The sequence below is a fragment of the Vibrio sp. R11-SG3-ISO3-SZ genome (assembly GCF_059834345.1).
This window is the reverse complement of the sequence record NZ_JCBDGX010000016.1, coordinates 1-18,074: the sequence shown is the minus strand read 5'-3', so window position 1 is coordinate 18,074 and position 18,074 is coordinate 1. Positions and strand designations below refer to the sequence as shown.

Sequence of the window (18,074 nt, the reverse complement as noted above, 5' to 3'; positions counted from 1 at the left end):
CGGGCGGCTTGGTGCCTCGTTCGCGCTCCGCACTCACTTTTCCCTATCGGGTCGAAAACCAATCAATAAGACGCCAAACGGCGAACGCGCCGAAAGCTCCAAGAAAAGAGTCAAGAGCCGACATCATACTAAGGCCATCTACCAATTCTATAATCTGTTCTTCGGTCATTTTTTGTTAAACCCACTTTAGTTTGAAAATGGAGTTGCAGCAAAGAGATCATTTTGCTTTGCTTGTTCCTCATAGTCGCCGCAAACGACTAGGCGCGTTGTGTCCTCGTAAGTAAGCTGATAGACACAATCAGTTAATGAACGAAACACATAACCCATTTCCTGCAAATCTCTATTGGTTGTCGTGAACAGCTTAAAGTCATTTTCGAACACATCGATATAAATGAGCTTAAAGGTCTTGTTTCTTATTGGCCTATTATCATCATCAAACACAGCCTGAAGAACTTCACCACTGGCGTACATCTTATAAGCGGATAAAGGATCATTTGGTTTACGGCGACGTTCCCTTTTGTCAGTTGGTAAGGTTGTATTCTCATCAACTTGCGTTTGTTGTGGTTGCGGCGGCGTGGAGTCCACATCAGGAAATAAACCGCCGTTTGATATAAGCATTGCAGGCCCAGCGAATAGGAGTATGGCAGCGAGCCAGACAGTCCAATGTTTCCATATGGGTTTTACGTCCTTTGCTACTGCCTCCTCGACTGCCTTATTAGAGCTAGTATGACTCTGATAAAACGGAAAATATTTTTTCTCGTAAGTCCGAACGTTCTGATTGAGGTCTGTACCATTTGCACCGTTTTTCACCTTTCGTGTGTATGTGTTTTTTGAACCCATTGCGGCGTTTTTAACGCAATAGTAATGAATCTCGACCATGTCTTTAATGTCTCGGTGAACCTTGCGCAAGTTCTGAGTCATCAAAAGTATGTCTGCGCCGTAATGGCGGTGCATTGAATACCATTCCAGAACAGCAGTATTGACTTGACGGCCCAGTACCATGTGAGCCTCATCGATAACATATAGAGGCGCTTGGCCTTTGTCATTCCTCCAAGAATCTCGATAGTGTTCAACACTGGAAAACGGGCGATTATTAGAACCGAAATTGTCTAGTTCACCATCAATTACCACCAATAACTCATCAACAGTTTCTTTACCAAAGACCTTTACAAAATGAGGAATATTGAGAGCTACATTAGTTATGACTTTGCGACCATCTTTCAAAGCGGGGATGATGTGAAAAGCTACAGCTTCGTAACTTTTGCCGCCACCTGGTCGCCCTGTTAATGCGTTAATCATGAGCCTAACCTCGTAAACGGAATCAACTGTAGAACTATTCGAATACCAATTGCTGAAACGATCATTGCTACGGCTTGGGGAAGTCCAACTTGACTAAGTACCCAAGCCGCCTCGGGAGGAAAGCCGCGCATATATTGACTGATGTCGATTGGCTCAAATAGCGCTATGGCTGAAAGTAATATAGTGTCGATAACCGTCATAATTAGGTCAAAAAGCCAATAAACAATATCTTTGACAAGTTCCAAGATGCTCATAAGAAGAGCGTTGAGCGCATCAACAAGTTGCTGAAACAAATCTACTAACCATTCCATAAGTTAACCTCCAAAAATGAGTTTTCGGCAAGTCAAAGCCGCAGTAAAAAGTATGCAAATGCGAATAAAACTAAATACATAATCGAGATTGATATAACTCTCCAAGTCATAAGAGCCAAATCCAAAACCAGACATATCAAGAGCGAAACTAGGTTTAGAGGCGTTGGATAAATCAATGTCCGCAAATGCACTAAGCATACCGTCATAAATCGCATCACGAGTTAAGCCAATGCGCGTGACCATTTCATTAGACAGTGACTCAGTAGTGTGTTGAGAGACATAAGCGGAGCCTGTAACGTCTAATGTGGCATCGGTGTTAGTGATGGCGTCTCGAATTTCATTAATAGATTCAGAACCGTTACCAGTGGACAAATCTTTTAAAGCTGATAAAAGTTGGTTTTGTTTCTGCATCATTTGGTCATGATAATATTGGTCATAATCATCAAGTTGGTTAATAGCGTTAATTGTGTCTTGAGTTCCCTGAATTTCTAGCGTCTTTAACTCGTTCCATATTTCTATTTGCTTATTAGTCCCAGCGACAATTTGATCAAGTTGAGATTGATTAAACTCGTTGTTGTCTTTTAATTCGTCTATGACTTTTTTGAAGTTTGTATTGTTGTCTTCATTGAGACCAGTAAGCAAAACATTGATTTGCTCATTTAACTTTTTGATTTGTTCGCGTTCATCGGATTCAAGGGTAGGAGCGTCGGGTTGGTTAACGATTTCTTGAGATACGTCAGATTTGTTGACCGGGCCGGATTCGACACCTTGTAATGGTTTGGTAGGGTCTTTCATCTCGTAAGGTTCATCGGCATAGGAACCGCCATAACAAACGAACTTATCCTTATCGTTATAGCCGCACTTGGCGGATGGGTCTAAAGGTTGCCCTGAGTCTGGTTGACCGTCACCGGAGGAGTCTTCAGGACAAAGATAAATACCAGAAATTTGTTCACAGCCTTGAGGAACTTGGTCAGGAATATTGCCACCTGCCTCTGATTGTTCACAGGTATTACCAGAAATTGTCGCTGTACCAGAACATGAGCCTGAATTAAGAAAACAAAGTGTCAGAGATGTAGTTAATTCGCATGAATTAGAGCAAAGGCGGGGATTATCGCCTAGATTAAAGTAATCCCATGACGTAGTTGTAGAATTACCGGCAAGGTTTTCACATTGGTTTTTACAAACACCGTCAACTAAAGTTGTGCCAGGTGGACATTCGTAATTTTGGAATGTAATAGTGAAAGATTTGCCAGAACTCCAAGCTTGAGAACAAGCACTATCAGCATAAGTTAAACCCCCTTGTAGAGTTATTGTGCCACTTGAAAAGGTTGGAGAAGAATCCTTGTAATAATTATCGTAATATCCAGTGCGAACTTGAACACAACCAGAAAAAAATGATTGCGCACTAGATTGAGATGAAAATATTTTGTCTTTATATAATCCGCTCGTTATTTGAATCTGAGCAAAAGACGAAAAAGAGAAAAAAAATAAGGATAAAAGTATACGTTTTTTCATTAAGGAACCTATTAAAAAAGGGAGCTTATTAAGCCCCCAATTGATTTTTAGATTCGCATGTTAAAAGCGCATATCAGAGCCGAAAAACCACCTAAAAGTGTGAATATGAGCAACTGCAAATCATAGAGAGCTAACAGCAAGATTAAGCTTTGCCGACTGCACGTTTAGCAAGGCTGATCGCTTTCAAAGCAACAGCGATACCAACGGCAGTGACACCGATAGCAACAACGTTTGTTGATACACCTGAAAAATCCACTTCGGCCCAAAGTGTAGTTAAATCAACAGCTGCATGAGATGATGCAGAAGCAACCAACGCGCCTAGCGCAACGAGTTTAGTTTTCATAACAAATTTCCTTTTATATGAGATTTACAGCTTTTAAAGCGGCCTTTATCGGGAAAGAAATAATCCAACCGAAAAAAACCAGAGCGAAACCGAAAGAATAAAACTCGACAACATCCGCACCAGTTACCGTGGTGTGCTCAGTTAGATAGTTATACTCATCGGCACTTAGTACGACGAGCTGCGAACACGTCTCAATAGGTTCACTAGAGAGATACAAAAAACCGTCTTGGTCAGTGTTAACGCAGCTAGTCATATTGGTTTAACCTTTCATTGAGGCTTGAAAGTGTTTCTTGATTTCTTCCTCAACTGGAATCAGTTCGGTTACGACTGCACCTGCAAGAGGATCATTTGGGTTAATCTCCAAACGAAGTTCGTATTCACGGCGTGGAACAAGTGCACCAGTGCGCTCAAGCTTTAGGGCATACTCGTAATCGACAGCTAGAGGTTGATCCCATTGAGGATTGACATCACCTGATTCACCGATAGTTCGGCGTTTAAATTTCTCAGATTCGATTTTACGAAGTGGTCGAGAAACATTGAGTTGAGCAGAATCGCCGCGAGCGCTATTCCATGTGATATCCATACCCAAAACGAAAACGGCCTTAGACATATTAATTCTCCAATATATGAGTGACTAATTTCCCGTACGTATCAGGGAAAGTGAATTTTGAATTGTCACGGACAAGAGACCCAATTACGGTTTCTATGTCACCATCGTGAAATTCAATGAGTGAGGTTAAAATTTTTCCGTACTGGCGGCGGAGCCAATAAGCAGAAGCAAGCAAATCAAGCGCGGCCTTTTTAGTCGGCTTGGGTTTAGTGTTGAATGGCTCAGAAACAGCAATAGAGGCAGAGAACGCACAAAGGGCAGCGAACGCACCGGATGGGTTAAGCAAAACATCAATGTTCCACTTTTTAAGTTCAACCTCAGAGCGATACCAAACGAGACCAGTATCAGATAATTTTTGTTCCAACGCCTTATTATAAATGCGCCAATAAATACGAGACTCACGAGAGCCTATTGAATATTGTTCGACTGAATAAACAGGCTTGCCATCTACCATACGATCAATTTCATGACAGGGTTTAAGCTTTGGACCACGTCCGCGAATGTTGGTACGAAAGGCATCGTCAAGCCATGCTTTGTAGGCATACTCGCAATCAAAAATACCGTCATAATCATCAAAGGCGAGGTCAACGCGAGCAAGCGTTGTAACGCCTAAAACGTTACTAAGCCAATCATGCAAGGCCCAAGGTCTAAGCTTACTGAACATGTGCTTACAACCAGTACCGTTTATCTGAAAATGGACAGTGTCATTATTTCCCCCGATACCAACGAAACCGCAGAAATCGTCACCGTTGGGAGAGGTCAGCTTGAGAGAGTCAGAGTAAAACTGAAATCCTAAGCCGCGAGGCGCTGATAGCGAAAGACCCAAAACGCGATTAGTAAAGATGCGAAGACAATCTTCCAAATAGTTCATGTAAACAACGCGAAAAGCATCGTTATACGCGTTCATTTCCTCATTTGAGATTGCAACAGTTGGGTTAAACGTTGGAGGAGTAGGGAACTTAGGGGCGCGTGCATGACGTTTAAGCAATGGTTTTTGTTTAGAAGTACGCAATTCCTTTGAAGTTCCTGACGGCAAAGGATCACCCATCGCTTGATAGCAATATTTAAGGTTGCGAATTGGGAACGTGAAACAAACATAATCGATATTAACTTGTTCAGATGGGGACTGAAATTGTTTCATGATGTGTTTAGCATTATTCATCGAACACCCCCATATCTAAACGCTCTTGATAAGTGGTATTGGTGATTGAAACGAGTTCATATGATGGAAATTCAGAATCGCACCATGACTGAAGCAAACGCATAGACTTGAACAAGTCCCAGTCGAGAGAGCCTTTGACCAACACGGAAACCGTGTAATCGGGCATCAAGTCATAGAAAACGATTTGAGGTTGAGTCATAACAAAAACCAAATGAGGTGCCCGAACGACAAAAGACAAGTAAAGCCGAACGGGCTAGATTTCGATTATTAGAAACTGTAATTTCGATTTAGAGAATTTACAAGATGCGAAAAATAGAAATTTAGAGGCTACTATGAGGACAAAGGGAGACATATTATGTACGTAAATAAATTGTTGGATGCCTACAAAACGGCAAAAAACTACATACAAGATAAGCAAATAGCCCATGATTTGAATCTTCAACCAAGCATGATTAGCAAAATGAGAAATGGAACACGCTATGTGTCTGATGAAGAAGCTATTTTTCTCGCGAAAGGCGCAGGAATTGACCCAGAAGTAGCGCTATTGGGCTGTCACGCAGACCGCAACGAAAACCCAAAAATAAAAGCGATGTGGGCGAACATCGCAAAAAAGTATAACGGGCTAGGTTTTCAAAGTTTATCAATGGCTTACACGGCTTTTATGATGGCCAAGGAAGGGCTGTTTTCGTATCTAAATAAGTGCGTATTATCTATCTTATGTTAAATGAGGTTGTTCAAATATAGGGAGCCACGCTCCCTATTCGATCTTTACGGTTAAATACAGCATTGATTAAACATAACTGAATTTACCATAAAATACCTAATAATCAGTTTGTTAATCTGCGATTACCAAACCGCTGATTACTTAGCATTAACCGCCAGCGAGCTTTACCGTAAAGCCTTTCTTTTCTAGATGGGCTTTGATTTTATCTCGCGCGTCGCCTTGGATCTCAATGTTGCCATCTTTAACTGAACCGCCGCAGCCACACACTTTCTTAAGTTCTGCTGCGAGGAGTTTCAATGGCGCGTCATCCAAATCAAGGCCAGTGACAATACTCACGCCTTTGCCTTTGCGGCCTTTGGTTTGACGTTGAATACGCACAACACCGTCGCCTTTTGGGCGTTGTACTTTCTCTTCTTCTGGCTTAATTCGGCCAACTTCTGTTGAATACACTAAAGACATATTACTTCTTCTGTTGCTCTGCTTTTTGTTTCGCGACCAAGTATGCCTCTATGTGCTTCTGAATGGCAAGTTTTCCGCCCTTAAGTAACCTGCCATTGAAAAAACAATACCAAGCGTTGGGTTCGCCTGTATCATTCTTTAGGGTGAAACCATTAAAATTTTCTTGTGCGGGCTGGCCTGAACCTTCACGTTTCGAGTTGATGGAACTGAATTCGCGGGGATCGATAATGGTCGCAGTGTCACAAAACCAATCAATGCTCTTCTTCACCGCCGCCATACTGCCTTGCAGTTGGTGGTTTTTGATTTGCACTTGCCAAATCTCTGTAGAGTTCCCGGCAGTTTTAAGGTTAAAACCTCGATAAGTCGCTACTGGCATAGTATTTATAGTCTTAGTTATGAGTTAAATTAATGATAATTGTAATTCCTTGTTTATCAAGTATCTCGATATGAGTTTGTGCGTTTTTATAGTGAATCCATGAGAAAAAATGTTCGAATAGTGACCGATAACAGCATGAGACAAACATTGACTCGTGCACTCAACAAACAGACGACAATTCAAGACCTTAACCTTGTTACCGATGGGCAATACTCGCACAATTCCGTCTTGGCGATGAGTAATGATTGGAATCGTTTCTACAACTTTTGTCTTAGTCACCATGTTGTCGCGCTGCCAGCCGCCTCGACAGCGGTACGGTTGTTTCTGCAGTCGGAATCGAGAAACAGAAAGTACGCCTCCATTCGTCGTTACAGTGTCACCATAAGTTTGATGCACCGTATATTGGGCTACGACGATCCTGTCAACACCCACTCTGTTAGGCGCTTGATGTCTGAACTTAGCAACGAAAAGCGTGGGGATGCGACATCAAGCCATGCCTTTACTAAATCCTCGCTCGATGCACTGACTGATAAGCTTGAGCGTTCGAATACGCCAATCGATGTTCGAAATCTAGCGATTTACCAAGTGATGTTTGAGTGTTTGTTAAAACGTTCAGAGCTCAAATCGCTTAACGTTGGCAATGTGACGATTGAGTCATCGCAGGGGATTTTGAGCTTGGGTAATGAGTGTTATCGATTGAGTAAAGGTGCGACAGACAAGCTTAATCGTTGGTTGATTTTACGTGGTGTGGCTCCCGGTCCTCTTTTTGTCGCAATAGACAAACATGGTCGGTTTGGTACCGCACCTTTGGATGACTCCTCAATATACCGAATCATGCGCTCAGCGAGTGACAAGCTTGGCTTGGCACTGGATTTTTCTGGTCAGTCTTTACGTGTAGGTGGAGCGATTGAGTTAGCTAAACAAGGTATAAACACGCGTGAGATTCAGACTTACGGTCGTTGGAAGAGCGCTGCTATGCCCTATTACTATGTTGGTAATACAGTGCGAGCAGCGCAAGAAAGGCTCAAATATAAAGTGATCCGCCCTATTGATTGATTGACGTTGTCACGCAGTTGGCGAGAAACTGATGAAATGGCACACCGTCGTTGACCACCATCTTAGGGAACATTGAGATTGGGGTCATCCCAGGGAAGGTGTTGACTTCATTGAGGTAAAGCTCACCCTCTTGTGTCAAAAAGAAATCGATCCGAGAGAGGTGACGCAGCTTCATATGGGTAAAGACCTTTTCAGCGTTGAGTCGAATCATCTGTTGTTGCTGCTCAGTGAGATTAGACGCGACGATATCCGTTGTGGAATGGCTCGTTGCGCTGTATTTTTCTTCGTAGCTGTAAAAGGCATCCGCAGGCGCCTTTACTTCACCGGGTAAGGTAATGTGCAGTTGGCCATCCATTTCGTAGGCCGCCACTTCGAGTTCTCGTGGCTTCACGGCTTTTTCGACCAAAACCTGATCGGAAAATGTGAACGCGTCTGCAATCGCCGTACGCAACTGATCGATATTAGTGACCTTGTAACAACCAACGGAAGAGCCCTGTCTCGCCGCTTTGACAAACACACTACCCCAGTTTTCAAAGGCTTGCTTACTCTGCTGATAAGTTTCTTCTGTGTTTTCTGTGAGAAACAAGTAAGGTGTGTTGGGGATGCCTAATGCGTCGTACCAAAGCTTAGAGGTGATCTTATTGAAGCTGTTGGTGCTCGCCTCAGGTCCACAGCCTAGATAAGGAATCCCTGATAGCTCGAGCATAGATTGAATATCACCCGTCTCCCCAGGGTAACCGTGTATGCACGGGACGACAAAATCGAGCGTGATGGCATCGGTTGCGGTATTTAAGGTGCCTGCATTGGTATCGAGATAGACTAACTCATCATCTTCGGTATGCCAGCCATCAGAGCGCATTTCAACGCGTACGACGTTAAACCCATCCGTCAAGGTAAGTTGTTCTTGCAGGTAATTGGCTGAAACGAGTGAGACTTCGTGCTCAGATGAGCCGCCGCCACAGAGTAATAAGATGTTGGTCGTCATTGATGGTCTTTCCGTAATGCAACAAAGAGGCTTATCCGATCTTAATGAAAACTCGGGAGCGTTTACACGTTTTTCGCCTATTCATATCGAGTTAGTTGGTTAGTTGTTGAATTTCTAAGCGAATAATAAGAAGAGTCATGAAAAAAGGGGCGCTTGGCCCCTTTCATTCTATCAGTTTAGTTTGTTGAGCGTCGGGTACTGAGAGTTCTTAATATCATCGATGCTCTTAACAAATGGCTTGAGTGCTTGCAGTTCGGCTGGCAATTCACTCACTGCCTTTTTGGCATCCGCACGCGTCGCATAATCCCCATAAAGCACGGTGTACCATTTTGTACCGTTCACGACTTTGTAGTTTTCCCAAATCGGTTGATCACCTTGAGGTAGTTGTCGAGCAAACTGGTCCACTTTCGTTTGTGACCCTACGGCCGCGACTTGAATCGTAAAACCAAAACGTGGATTCATCGCTTTCTGTTTAGCTGTCGGCGGTATGATTGCAACAGCAGGCTTGCTTTGTGGCTGCTTTTTCACCACTTGCTTGCTAGATTCTGGTGACATTTTCACAACATTAGGCTTGACGTTACTTTCGGTCACATCTTTTGCCATGCCCTGCTCAGAGACGACAGGTTTGGCGACAGATGCCGTTTGGTAATCTTCACGGTAGCTCTCTGAGCTGACATCGGTGACGTAATCACTGGATACACAAGCGGAGAGAACGACGGACAGGCCTACTATTGCGATTTTTTTCATGGGATATTCGAATGCCTTAAACTAGAAATTACTGTAAATCATGCCGTTAGATAATCGTATAATCAACCCAACAATGAAATTATATACCAAGACTCTTGTGACACATGACACAAAGTCAGTGAGCAACACAGTGATCTGATTAAAACTACGTCAAACTCAAGCAGCGAATGGGCCTAACCTCGGATACCATAAAGAGAGTTAGATTCAAGGAGTGTCACGTTATGTCCAGTATCGCTGCGTTACTCAAGCCTTCGTCAGTCGCCGTCATCGGCGCCTCTTCGCGACCGATGAGAGCGGGCAACATCGTGATGAAAAACTTATTACAAGGTGGGTTTGAGGGCGCAATCATGCCTGTCACACCTCGTTATTCCTCTGTTTGTGGTGTGCTCGCCTACCCGACGATTGACTCGCTGCCGATTGTTCCGGACGTCGCGATTTTATGTACTAGCGCAAAGTACAATGTTGAGCTGATACGTCAGCTCGCCGACAAACAAGTCAAGGCCGCGATCATTCTTTCGGCGGACATGCACCTCCCTGACCAAGACGGCATCACTCATCAATCACGCTGTTTAGAGATAGCGCGGGCCGCTGGCATGCGCTTGCTTGGTCCTAATAGCTTGGGACTCATCCTCCCTTGGCATCATTTTAATGCTTCGTTTTCCCCTGTGATGGCGCAGAAAGGCAAAATTGCGTTCATTTCCCAGTCTGCAGCCATGTGTACCACCATTTTGGACTGGGCCAACGACAAAGACATCGGATTTTCCGCATTTATTTCGATTGGTAATGCCAGCGATGTCGATTTTGCCGATCTTCTCGATCATCTTAGCACCGACACTAACACTGATGCGATCTTGCTCTATGTCGATACCATCAAAGATGCCAGACGGTTTCTTTCTGCCGCGCGTGCGGCATCACGTAACCGCCGCATACTGGTGCTCAAAGGCGGGCGAACAAAAGCCGGACGCGCCGCTGCGAAAGCACACACAGGTGGCGATGACACGCTTGATATTATCTATGATTCGGCGATTCGACGTACAGGTATGCTGCGCGTCAATAATTCACATGAACTGTTTGCAGCCGTTGAGACGCTGACTCACTCCGTGCCTTTGCGCGGCGAACGATTGGCCATCATTACCAATGGCGGTGGCCCAGCGATTATGGCGGTGGATACGCTGCTCGAACGCGGCGGCAAACTTGCGCAGTTGTCTGAAGAAATGATGTTGCGTTTAAGCTCCGCGTTGCCGCCCAGCTGGAGCCAAAGTAACCCCATTGACATGGTTGGCGACGCAGACCGTTTGCGCTATGTGAATACGCTTAACGCTTTGATGGATACAGATTGTGCGGACGCCATTTTGATTATGCACAGTCCCTCAGCCGTGGCGGAGTCGGAGCAGACCGCACGAGCGATTGTCGAAGCGGTCAGAGCTCATCCTCGTCATCGACGTTTCAACATTTTGACCAATTGGTCTGGCGAGTTAACCGCCAAACCCGCGCGATTGCTGTTTACCCAAGCGGGCATTCCTACCTATCGTACTCCGGAGAGCGCTGTGGTGGCCTTCATGCATTTGGTTGAGTACAGACGAAATCAAAAACAGCTGATGGAAACCCCAACCACCGCAGAACCTATCGAGATCAATGATAGAAATGAAGCAAAAGTATGGATCAATGAGCGCTTAGAGCAACATGATGTCCGCCACCTCGATACTCATCAAATAGGGACATTACTCAAGCACTATGGGTTCAATGTGCTGCCGACATGGCTTGCGTCCGATGCGAGTGAAGCAGTGCATATCGCCGAAAGCATTGGTTATCCTGTTGCGGTAAAGCTTCGCTCGCCTGACATTGCGCATAAATCCGATGTACAAGGAGTAATGCTTAATCTAAGAAATAGCCAAGAGGTGGCAAATGCGGCGCAAGCGATACTGGACCGAACGCAGCTTTCTTACCCTTCCGCCAATGTTCATGGTTTGATTGTGCAGGGCATGGCGAAATTGGCCGGCGGTGAAGAGATTCGTATTAAGATCAAACATGACAATACCTTCGGACCAGTAATTCTTATCGGTCAGGGTGGCTCCGAATGGGACGAAGCGATCGACGCGGCCGCCGCTTTACCGCCGTTGAATATGGCGTTGGCGCGTTATCTTATCGTCATTGCGATTAAAAATGGCAAGATTCGTCTACAAAAACTCCCAGAACCGATGAACATACAAGGGCTCTCTGAGTTTTTAGTCCGTCTGTCTCAATTAGTGGTGGATTGCCCTCAAATTCATGAACTGGATATACATCCAGTCTTGGCAAATGGCTCACAATTTACCATCCTCGATGCGGATCTTACATTACGACGCTATCAAGGCGACGCCCAGCAGCGTTTGGCCATTCGACCGTATCCAGTAGAGTATGAAGAGTCGATTACATTGAAAAACGGTGACTCCCTACTCCTTCGTCCAATCTTGCCTGAAGATGAGCCGCTTCATGCGGATTTTATTCACAACGTCAGCAAGGAGGATCTCTACAAACGCTTCTTTACGGATGTGGGGGAATTTAATCATGAAGCGCTGGCGAATCTAACCCAAATTGACTATGACCGAGAGATGGCGTTTGTGGCAGTGCGTCAAGAGCAAGGTCAGCCGCAAATCATTGGCGTGTCACGCGCGTTAATCAACCATGACAACACCGATGCCGAGTTCGCGATTTTGATCCGCTCCGATCTTAAGGGGATCGGCTTAGGTAAGGTGTTGATGCAAAAGATCATTGATTATTGCCACCATAAGGGCACCAAGCAAATGTCCGGTATGACCATGCCCACCAACCGCGGTATGCTAATGCTGGCGCAAAAACTTGGCTTCACCCTTGATATTCAGTTTGAAGATGGGGTCGCGGATATGGTGTTACCCTTGAATTAACGAGCCAAGTGTTGAAATCCGTGAGTTGATATTAGATTTTCGCCAGAGACTTCCAGTTTTTCTTCAGGTATTGGATGCACCAAGACTTGGCTTCGCCCATTTTATTGCGCTTCCAAGCTAAGACGATGTCGATGGTGACAGGTTCGGTATCGGTGATCTGTTTGAGCTCCCCTTTTTCAATCAAGCTTTGCGCCAGTTCGGCAGGCAGCGTTCCTATGCCTAGACCACTGCGCAGAGCATCGACTTTGGCAGCAAAGGTCGTGACGGTCAAACGCGGTTGGCGCTGCATCACATTGATGCTGATTGCCGGTTGCTCTCTTGCCGTATCCGCAATCGCAATAACACGATACTTCTCACGTGCAGATTCATTAAATGCGCCTGAACGTTTGTGTACGTAGTGATCACTGGCCGCGACCCAAATCATTTTCATTTCCCCTAATATTTCAGCCTTAACGTCATGGGGAAGCGCATCCAGTTTCGGACACACTAACAGGTCAGCTCGACCCGTACTCAATGCCTCCCAACTGCCGGCTAAAATCTCTTCTTGCAGTTTGACTCGAGTTGAACTGACATTGCCAAGTGCATCGACAAGGGGGAAAAAGTTGTGAACAGGAATGATGCCATCGAACGCGAGTGTAATATCGAGCTCCCACCCATTGGCTATCACACTGGCGTCATTGACGAGTTTCTCTGTCGCCGCCAATATGGCCCTACCTCGTTCGAGAATCAGTTTGCCTGCCTCAGTGAAATTCGCTTTGTGCCCAGAGCGATCAAAGATGGTGATATCGAGGTCTTGTTCGAGTTTCTGAATTTGATAGCTCAAAGATGATGGCGCTTTATCCAATTCATTCGCGGCGGCCGCAAAGCTTCCTCTTCGATCAATCGCGTCCAATATGTGTAAGGCTTCTAACGTTATCGGGCTTTGCATCGCTTACATTCCTATAAATGAGAATCATTATTGTGACCCGCGTCTCACTAATGAAGTCTTGTTTTTACTAGTACGCTGACTATTCTACAAGTTTAAGTTTATGTTTTATATATGAAATATTGATAGGATTCATTCTAATTCCAAAAGTTCAAATCAAAAGTGATATTGATAACGATAGTAATTATCATTTAGATCCAATAAAATTCAGGCCGTTCAACCAAACCTAATGGATTTAAGGTAATTATAAATGTATAAGAAATCACTATTGTCGGCTTCGATTGTTTTAGCCCTAACAACGAGTGCGTATGCACAAGAGTATGCCCTATTTGACGAGGTTGTGGTATCGGCAACGCGTACTGATCAGCAGCTTAGTGATGTTGCTGCATCGGTTGCGGTGATCGATAACGACGAAATCGAAAGTAATATGACCACAGGTCTTGAGGATTTGTTCAAGTACACACCGGGTGTGAGTGTACAGACAAACTCTCGTCAAGGTGTGCAAGGCATCAATATTCGCGGCATGGAAGGTAACAGAATTCAAGTTTTGGTGGATGGCGTCAACCAAACCAACCAGTTCGCGCCAAGCGGTGGTCAGTCGTACAACTTTATCAACTCTTCACGTATTGATGTAGACACTGACCTGCTAAAATCGGTTGAAGTGGTTAAGGGGGCCGCCTCTTCCCTTTATGGCTCAGGCGCTATCGGTGGGATCGTCGCTTTTCAGACCATCGACCCGAGTGATTTACTGAAAGGTCGAAGTTTTGGTGGCCATGCTAAGTTCAATTTCTCATCTTCTGACAATACGTTCAGTGAGTCGATTGCACTTGCCAACAAAACAGGCAATTTAGAAAGTCTCGTCGCCTACACGCGCAGGGATGGGAATGAAGTGGATAACTTTGGCGAGCCTGATGAGCAAGACACCACGGCTAACAGTTTATTGGTTAAGCTTCAATACCAAGCGTCAGATGATCACCGTTTCGAGTTTACGGGTAATATCTTGCACGATACGGTAGACACGCAGTTTATTAGCGACAGCTACAGTGATTACAACGGTGACGATACGACCGACAAGCAGCAGATCGGCATTAAACACATTTGGAATGCAGACGCGTCTATTGCAGACACGGTGACCTGGCAGTTGGATTGGTTGAGCAAAGAAGAAAATGGTGTGACCAATCGTACCTCAAATGGTGGAATGTTCTTACCAACGGCCGGTAACGTGCAGCGTAAAGATTACCTCTATTCCGACGAAGGCTTCCAGTTTGACGCGCAGTTTGATAAAGGATTTAACCTAGGTTCAACGGAGCACTTCCTCGTCTACGGACTGTCGTTTGCCGATAAGGATATCAAAAACATCAATAACGAATACAACTCGATTGATGATGACAAAACGATTTTCTACATTCCTTCTGCTTCTGAACGAAACTACGGCTTATTTATCGAAGATACGATCACCATTGGTCAACTTACGCTGACTCCAGGTGTCCGTTTTGACAGTTTTGAGACAAAACCTGGCGACAGCTCGGAAAACCCAAGTGAAAACCCAGCGTCTGATTACCAAAAGTTCTCCGATTCTGCTCTCACTGGACGTCTAGGTGCGGTGTATGCACTGAATAAGCAGCACAAACTCTTTGCTCAAGTGAGTCAAGGTTTTAGAGCCCCTGATTTCCAAGAGTTGTACTACTCCTATGGCAACCCTAACTATGGCTACATCAATAAGCCTAACCCTGATCTTGAGGCAGAGAAGAGTGTCTCGTATGAGTTAGGCTGGCGCCATAACACAGAGAACTCAGCTACAGAGTTGGCCGTGTTCTACAGTGACTACGACAACTTTATCTCTAGCGATACGGTCAGCGGTTCATTTACGCCAGCGGATCCTGCAGTTATTCAATACATCAACATTGATCAAGCAACCATCAAAGGTGTAGAGCTCTCAAACACATTCTATTGGGATGAGCAGTTGCCACTTAACGGGATCAGTACGCGTGTTGCCGCGGCTTACACCGAGGGTGAAGATGGAGAAGGTAAACCACTTAACGACGTGACACCATGGAACACTGTGGTTGGCCTCAATTACGACGCACCTGCTGGTACTTGGGGTAGCGCGTTGACTGTCACCTATAACGCGGAGAAGAAAGCCAAAGACATCAACTCTGAAGGCTCAACTCGTGGAGATTACATCGGTATTGATGCCGCGACCATTGTCGACCTAACGGCTTACTACGTACCAATGAAAGATCTGACGCTACGCGCCGGACTCTTCAACGTAACGGACGAAGAATATTACGAGTGGAATGATGTCAAAGGCTTTGTAGAAGAGGACAAAGATTTTACTCAACCGGGTCGTAACTGGGCAATCACGGCTAAGTACGAATTCTAAATATTGACGACGTCAAAAACAAAAAAGCTCCCTTTTTAATAAAGGGAGCTTTTCTTTGGTTTCCAATAAAAGTGAACAAAAAAGGGTTGGAATCCATTAAGCGTTTGAGCTAGCCATCTCTTTCTTAACCATAAGCGCAGCAGCGACGATGAAAGCGACGATTAAACCTAGTTCCATTATGAACCTCGTTGATTTGTTGAAAATACCGAATTTAAACTTCGGCAATTCTAACAGTTTACGTCGTCGTGCAAAGTTCAAATGTTCACTTTTTTGCCAGTTTTATCGACTCAGTTCAAAAAAGCTGCGCTATGATTTATTTTTGACACATAAATCCGTCTTATCTTTGAGATAACATATGCCTTTATTACAAATAATTAACATTGAGCAGTGAGTGCTTGAGACTATCACTGTCCGAGTTCTGGTTTCACCCACACTGAACTAAAATCAAACCAACCCAACGCGTTACACTGCGCATTTTGCAATGAACCGCATTGATCTTTACTCACTCCCAACCAACAGTGGAACATCGGAATTAACTGCATTCTTTCCACAAGAGACTGCCCTAGCGCTTTAGCGGGAAAAGGTCGGTTTTGATCACTTTGCCAATCAATCACAAGTTGCTGCCAATATTGAAAGTCATCTGACTGGCTCATCGCTTCAATATCGCTGTAGCTGAGTAACCAAGCAGCCAATGCATCATCACGATTGTTAGTGATGCCCATCGCTTTAACCCAGATATCCACATCGGCGAGATCAGGTGTCTCGTGCTCATAACGAATGAGGCGAACTAATACCTTGTCTTGTTTGAGAACACGCTCTATACACTTAACCAAAGTCGGAAACATCGGGTGTTGCGATTGGTAGGCAACCGTCACCTCTCGCTCTGTTGAGGGAGCTTCGACAGCGTCGGTTTTTATGTGGTGATACCAACCTGGCTTGAGTCCATGTGCCGGCAGAGCGCCCAACTCGACTAATTTCTCATCAGGAATTTGTTTAAATAAATTGAGCGTGGCTAGGCGGTCATGGAAATAGCTTGCCCATTGTGACTCTTTAGCTAGTCCCGTTTTACGATTGAAGAGCAAAAAGGTACAACCCGGGTCTAGCTCGACATTATCTGTGACACGCTCAATGCCAGTCGCAATTGGCTGTGAAAGGCTCGGAAAAATCATTGAAGAGAGCGCACGCTCAATCACCCATACTTCCACACGATCGAGTAAAGGTCGGTAGCCAAAATACCCATCGTGCGCTTGAAGTACCAGACGTTTGGCATCATTTTGAACCACTTTGAACGGTCCTGTACCAATGGGAAACGCGTCATAATCGTCTTGTTGGTCTCGCTCTGGCAACGTGATCTTCGCACTCGACTCTGCTAACAGAACAGGCAAATGGTAATCAGGCCTAGAAAGGTATACATCAATAGTGTTAGCGTAACGACACTCAACGCATTCGATATGAGAAAAGAGCGTGTTTTGGCTCAATCGGCGCAGAACGGACAAAATGTGCTCAATAGTAAGCAACTCTCCGTTGTGAAAGCGTACCCCGCTACGAATGTAAAAGCGCCAATGCTGCGGTGTCACCAACTCCCAATTGTGCGCAATATCCGGCTCGATACGCTCTTGATCGCCAATTTTAGTTAAACCGCTGAATATCTGCGTGATGATGTGCAGCTCTGAACGGCGAACCCTTTTAGCGGGATTGAGAGTGGATAAGGGGCGATAGTAGGGTAAGCGAATCACCTGCTCACCTTGCTGGTGGACCACGCCTAAGTAGCTTTCAATCACTTGAGCTAACTTAGCGGTATCTTGATCGAGCGCTTTGAGCGCTTGGCTGATTTTTCCCTCATCTAAATATCGGCGAGCTAGAGTTTCGCTGACGTCACTGCGGCTACGTTTGAACACCAACTGGGAGAGCTTGCCGCGCCCCGGTGCTGGGTGCCACTCAAGCCACCCCTCTTCTTCCATTTTATTCAGCACGATTCGCGCATTTCGCCGTGTGCAGAATAAGATCTCTGTGATCTCTTCTAGTTGGACACCACAATCTTTGCCTTGGTAGTGCTCAAATAAAGTTTCGAACTGGACGCGTAATCTTGGGCTACTCATAAAGGGGAAATTCGTTGGTTTTGGATTCCAAACTAGTTTCCTCATTTATGAGCTCACATGCAAGTTTTGATATCTCACCCCAATACCGAGTTCTATGATATTGCGATACCTAATTGCTCGGCAACTTGGGTTAATTGATGGGCGTTATCGAGCGAGATTGACCAGCTAGCTTCAGAC

Annotated in this window: 17 protein-coding genes; 4 read left to right on the top strand and 13 right to left on the bottom strand. The window is 45.0% G+C overall.

Annotation, left to right across the window (positions count from 1 at the left end; translation table 11 throughout):
- Nucleotides 1–186 precede the first annotated feature (186 nt).
- The 7 genes from AC6R1O_RS01955 to AC6R1O_RS01925 form a co-directional block, all read right to left on the bottom strand.
- Nucleotides 187–1,299 (bottom strand): zonular occludens toxin domain-containing protein, encoded by a 1,113-nt coding sequence (locus tag AC6R1O_RS01955; protein ID WP_500656419.1) that lies wholly within the window; start codon nt 1,297–1,299, stop codon nt 187–189.
- Nucleotides 1,296–1,610, bottom strand: coding sequence for a DUF2523 family protein (locus AC6R1O_RS01950; protein ID WP_500656418.1), 315 nt, complete (start codon nt 1,608–1,610; stop codon nt 1,296–1,298). The genes AC6R1O_RS01955 and AC6R1O_RS01950 overlap by 4 nt, the downstream gene beginning before the upstream one ends.
- A gap of 3 nt (nt 1,611–1,613) precedes the next feature.
- Nucleotides 1,614–3,125, bottom strand: a complete 1,512-nt coding sequence (locus AC6R1O_RS01945) for a hypothetical protein (protein WP_500656417.1) — start codon at nt 3,123–3,125, stop codon at nt 1,614–1,616.
- A 142-nt stretch (nt 3,126–3,267) separates the two neighbouring features.
- Nucleotides 3,268–3,468, bottom strand: a complete 201-nt coding sequence (locus AC6R1O_RS01940) for a hypothetical protein (protein ID WP_500656416.1) — start codon at nt 3,466–3,468, stop codon at nt 3,268–3,270.
- 259 nt (nt 3,469–3,727) lie between these two features.
- On the bottom strand, nt 3,728–4,078 hold the full coding sequence (locus AC6R1O_RS01935) for a DUF1293 family protein (RefSeq protein WP_500656415.1): 351 nt from the start codon (nt 4,076–4,078) through the stop codon (nt 3,728–3,730).
- Nucleotide 4,079: 1 nt separating this feature from the next.
- On the bottom strand, nt 4,080–5,240 hold the full coding sequence (locus AC6R1O_RS01930) for a replication initiation factor domain-containing protein (protein WP_500656414.1): 1,161 nt from the start codon (nt 5,238–5,240) through the stop codon (nt 4,080–4,082).
- Complete coding sequence (locus AC6R1O_RS01925; protein WP_500656413.1) at nt 5,233–5,439, bottom strand: hypothetical protein; 207 nt, start codon at nt 5,437–5,439, stop codon at nt 5,233–5,235. The genes AC6R1O_RS01930 and AC6R1O_RS01925 overlap by 8 nt, the downstream gene beginning before the upstream one ends.
- Nucleotides 5,440–5,595: 156 nt before the next feature.
- On the opposite strand from AC6R1O_RS01925, the gene AC6R1O_RS01920 reads away from it, so the two are divergent.
- On the top strand, nt 5,596–5,964 hold the full coding sequence (locus tag AC6R1O_RS01920; RefSeq protein ID WP_500656412.1) for a DUF3693 domain-containing protein: 369 nt from the start codon (nt 5,596–5,598) through the stop codon (nt 5,962–5,964).
- Between the two features lie 147 nt (nt 5,965–6,111).
- Here the strand turns inward: AC6R1O_RS01920 and yciH are convergent, their stop codons facing one another.
- Both yciH and AC6R1O_RS01910 read right to left on the bottom strand, forming a co-directional pair.
- Entirely contained in the window at nt 6,112–6,423 is a 312-nt protein-coding gene (yciH, locus tag AC6R1O_RS01915) for a stress response translation initiation inhibitor YciH (protein WP_500631286.1), read from the bottom strand.
- A 1-nt stretch (nt 6,424) separates the two neighbouring features.
- Nucleotides 6,425–6,799 (bottom strand): DUF3319 domain-containing protein, encoded by a 375-nt coding sequence (locus AC6R1O_RS01910; protein WP_487901497.1) that lies wholly within the window; start codon nt 6,797–6,799, stop codon nt 6,425–6,427.
- Between the two features lie 135 nt (nt 6,800–6,934).
- Here AC6R1O_RS01910 and AC6R1O_RS01905 point away from each other — a divergent pair, with 135 nt between their 5' ends.
- A complete protein-coding gene (locus tag AC6R1O_RS01905; protein WP_500656411.1) occupies nt 6,935–7,855 on the top strand; it encodes a tyrosine-type recombinase/integrase in 921 nt (306 codons plus the stop codon).
- Here AC6R1O_RS01905 and AC6R1O_RS01900 read toward each other — a convergent pair.
- Both AC6R1O_RS01900 and AC6R1O_RS01895 read right to left on the bottom strand, forming a co-directional pair.
- Nucleotides 7,845–8,840, bottom strand: coding sequence for a D-alanine--D-alanine ligase (locus tag AC6R1O_RS01900; RefSeq protein ID WP_500637607.1), 996 nt, complete (start codon nt 8,838–8,840; stop codon nt 7,845–7,847). The genes AC6R1O_RS01905 and AC6R1O_RS01900 overlap by 11 nt on opposite strands.
- A 171-nt stretch (nt 8,841–9,011) precedes the next feature.
- Nucleotides 9,012–9,587 (bottom strand): SPOR domain-containing protein, encoded by a 576-nt coding sequence (locus AC6R1O_RS01895; RefSeq protein WP_334551873.1) that lies wholly within the window; start codon nt 9,585–9,587, stop codon nt 9,012–9,014.
- Between the two features lie 221 nt (nt 9,588–9,808).
- On the opposite strand from AC6R1O_RS01895, the gene AC6R1O_RS01890 reads away from it, so the two are divergent.
- Nucleotides 9,809–12,490 carry a bifunctional acetate--CoA ligase family protein/GNAT family N-acetyltransferase gene (locus AC6R1O_RS01890; RefSeq protein WP_500656410.1) on the top strand — a complete coding sequence of 894 codons (2,682 nt, stop codon included), beginning with the start codon at nt 9,809–9,811 and terminating at the stop codon, nt 12,488–12,490.
- A gap of 31 nt (nt 12,491–12,521) precedes the next feature.
- Here the strand turns inward: AC6R1O_RS01890 and AC6R1O_RS01885 are convergent, their stop codons facing one another.
- Nucleotides 12,522–13,418 carry a LysR family transcriptional regulator gene (locus AC6R1O_RS01885; RefSeq protein WP_500656409.1) on the bottom strand — a complete coding sequence of 299 codons (897 nt, stop codon included), beginning with the start codon at nt 13,416–13,418 and terminating at the stop codon, nt 12,522–12,524.
- A gap of 247 nt (nt 13,419–13,665) precedes the next feature.
- On the opposite strand from AC6R1O_RS01885, the gene AC6R1O_RS01880 reads away from it, so the two are divergent.
- Nucleotides 13,666–15,798, top strand: coding sequence for a TonB-dependent hemoglobin/transferrin/lactoferrin family receptor (locus tag AC6R1O_RS01880; protein ID WP_500656408.1), 2,133 nt, complete (start codon nt 13,666–13,668; stop codon nt 15,796–15,798).
- A gap of 404 nt (nt 15,799–16,202) precedes the next feature.
- Here AC6R1O_RS01880 and AC6R1O_RS01875 read toward each other — a convergent pair whose 3' ends face one another.
- Entirely contained in the window at nt 16,203–17,897 is a 1,695-nt protein-coding gene (locus tag AC6R1O_RS01875; RefSeq protein WP_500656407.1) for an SgrR family transcriptional regulator, read from the bottom strand.
- Nucleotides 17,898–18,074 lie beyond the last annotated feature (177 nt).